Origin of the sequence: Acidisphaera rubrifaciens HS-AP3 (assembly GCF_000964365.1) — a bacterium.
Classification (GTDB): Bacteria; Pseudomonadota; Alphaproteobacteria; order Acetobacterales; family Acetobacteraceae; genus Acidisphaera; species Acidisphaera rubrifaciens.
Genome location: NZ_BANB01000728.1, coordinates 1 through 2,680, shown reverse-complemented (window position 1 = coordinate 2,680; position 2,680 = coordinate 1). Strand labels below are relative to the sequence as shown.

Annotated in this window: 3 protein-coding genes; 2 read left to right on the top strand and 1 reads right to left on the bottom strand. The window is 71.5% G+C overall.

Going from position 1 to position 2,680, the window contains the following annotated elements; all coding sequences use genetic code 11:
• A partial coding sequence (locus B8460_RS22275) for a hypothetical protein (protein ID WP_158322944.1) occupies positions 1-929 on the top strand: 929 nt, incomplete at its 5' end.
• A 23-nt stretch (positions 930-952) separates the two neighbouring features.
• Here the strand turns inward: B8460_RS22275 and B8460_RS22270 are convergent.
• Positions 953-1,627 (bottom strand): TylF/MycF/NovP-related O-methyltransferase, encoded by a 675-nt coding sequence (locus B8460_RS22270; protein ID WP_048862812.1) that lies wholly within the window; start codon positions 1,625-1,627, stop codon positions 953-955.
• Positions 1,628-1,810: 183 nt separating this feature from the next.
• Here B8460_RS22270 and B8460_RS22265 point away from each other — a divergent pair.
• A partial coding sequence (locus tag B8460_RS22265; RefSeq protein ID WP_052945281.1) for a TylF/MycF/NovP-related O-methyltransferase occupies positions 1,811-2,680 on the top strand: 870 nt, incomplete at its 3' end.

Below are 2,680 nucleotides of genomic sequence, written 5' to 3'. Positions count from 1 at the left end.
CGGTGCTGCTGCTGCTGGCGGGGGCGCGCGGCGCGCGGGCGCAGGGCGATCCGGACGGCGGCGATCCCGACGCGGGGCGGGAGTTTCCGAAGACGCTGATCCTCGACGAGCCGGGGATCGACGACGAGATCTCCCTGCCGACGCTGTCGCGCATCGGCTATGGCGCGGCCCCGGGCGCGCCCGGCTATGTGCAGAACGGCGTCGCGTTCGAGGTCGACAAGACGATCACCGAGCGGATCGACCTGCAGCTGACCGGCGGGTATCTCGACCTCGCGGGCGGGGACGGGCGGCGGCGGGACGGGTGGGACGACCTGGCGCTGACCAGCAAATACGTCGTGGTGCAGGCGCCGGAGAGCGAGACGATCGTGACGCTCGGCCTGACGCGCAGCTTCGGCGGCACCGGGGCGGCGCGGGTCGGCGCCGAGCGGAGCGGGTCCACCGCGCCCACGCTGTATGTCGGCCAGGGCCTCGGCACCGCGCCGGTGGCGGCGGCGTGGCGCCCGTTCGCGGTGACCGGGACGCTGGCGTACGAGGTGCCGGACGACACGCATGCCGGCGCGGGCGCGCGGTTTCCGCAGACGCTGCAGATCGCCGGATCGGTGCAGTACAGCCTGCACTATCTCGCGCCGTGGATCGTGCCGTGGGCGGCGCGGGCGGGGCTGGCGGACTGGGTTGGCACGGGGCTGACGCGGCTGATCCCGATCGTGGAGGCGAGCTATGCCGTCCCGACCACGGATGCGACCGGCAGCGACGCGCGCCAGGGGCTGATCGCCCCCGGGCTGATCTATGCCGGCGAGGGGTATCAGCTGGCGGTGGAGGCGCTGGTGCCGCTGACGCGCGCGAGCGGGACGAGCGTCGGCGTGATCGCGCAGCTGAACCTGTCGTTCCGCGCGATCGGGCTGGGCGCGCTGGCGCGCCCGCTGTTTTGAAGCCCGCGCCCGCGCGGCGCGGGCTAATGCAGGGGGGCTGGCATCTCCGTCCGCTTCATGTGGCCGAAGACGCGTTCCGGGTAGGGCCGCCCCTCCCCGCCCGTGGTCTGCGCGAGGAAGGCGATCTTGACCGGGTAGGCCTGCATGAAGTCCGCGAGCGCCACCACGTCGTCGTGGATGAAGTCGTCGAAGATGAAGAAGTAGCTGCCGAGCAGGTGCCACAGCGTCGTCAGCAAGAAGAGGTCGGACGCATAGAGATCGGCGTCGAAATGCACGAGCAGGATGCGCGTGCGATCGACCGGGTTGTCGCGGAAGTAGTCGGGCACGGTGTCCTGGAACCAGCCTTTCCTGAAGGTGACGCGCGTATCGGCCGTCGCGGGCGGGTGGCCGTCCGTGACGAAGCTGCCGCGCCGCGCCGCGGTCCCGGTGCCGGGCGGGGCGGCGAAGCTGTCGAAGCCTATGAAGCGCGCGCGGGGATGGACAAAAAGGCGCGACAGGGCGGTGATGCTGGCCCCCTGTCCCACGCCGAATTCGAGGCAATTCACCGGCACGTTCGGACCGATCTGGTCCGCGACGCAGTCATAGAGGGCCGAGCGGTCGCCGCGCGGCAGCACCGTGGTCGCGGGCCGGGTCCAGTAGATATCCGCCAGGGCGGATGCCGCGCGACGGTGACGCTCTTCGCTGCTCAGACCCTTCACGCCCGACCTCCGGAAAGTTGCCCAACGGTTCCGAGGGTGAAAATACCGGAGGCCCGGGGACCTTGGCATCCGCAAACGTGCGGGAGGTGCGACGCGGTTGCGGGGGCGCGCGGGACTCGTCACTCTCCGCGCGCATCGGATGCAGCGACGGCGGCCCCGCGTCCCGGGGCGGGAGAGAGTGCGATGGCGGATTTCGCCCCCGAGTTCGACTGGCCGTATCATGCCGCCCTGCCGCAGCGGTTCGGCGTCAACTACGGGCGCTATCAGGCGCGCGGCGGCACGGCGCGGCCGGACGCGGACGTGGCGGGCTTCGTCGCGGGCGGCGAGCATGGCGACATCGCCCGCTTCCTCGCCTTCACCCTGGCTTTCGACCAGATCGCCAAGGAGGGGGTGGCCGGCGACGTGGCGGAATTGGGCGTCTGGCGCGGCTTCACGGCGCATGCGCTGGCCACCTTCGCGCGGCGGCTGGGGCGGCACACCTATCTGTTCGACACGTTCGAGGGGTTCGACCCGGCGGATTTCACCGGCGTCGATCAGTCGGTCGCGGCGGGCTTTGCCGACACCTCGCTGGAGGCGGTGCGCGCGCTGGTGGGCACCGAGCGCACGACCTATTGCAAGGGGCATTTCCCCGGCACGACCGGCATGGTGCCCGCCGATGCCGTCTTCAGCCTCGTGCATATCGACTGCGACCTGTATGCGCCGATGCTGAGCGCGCTTGAGTTCTTCTATCCGCGCATGGCGCCGGGCGGGTTCATGCTGATCCACGACTACTCGTCGCTCGCCTGGGAAGGGGCGGAGCGCGCGGCGGACCTGTTCTTTGCCGACAAGCCGGAATGCCTGGTGCCGATGCCCGACAATTGCGGCACCGCCATCGTGCGGCGCGCCCGCCCGGTGACCGGCGAGACCTGGCAGGACCGGCAGGCCCGCGTGATTTTCGGCCCCGACTGGGTGGGCGCCGGCACGCGCGCCGTCGACTCGCTGTTCGTGGAGGGCGGCTGGAGCGGCGCCGAGGAGTGGGGCCGCTGGGGCATCGGGGCGGCGCACACGCTGTCG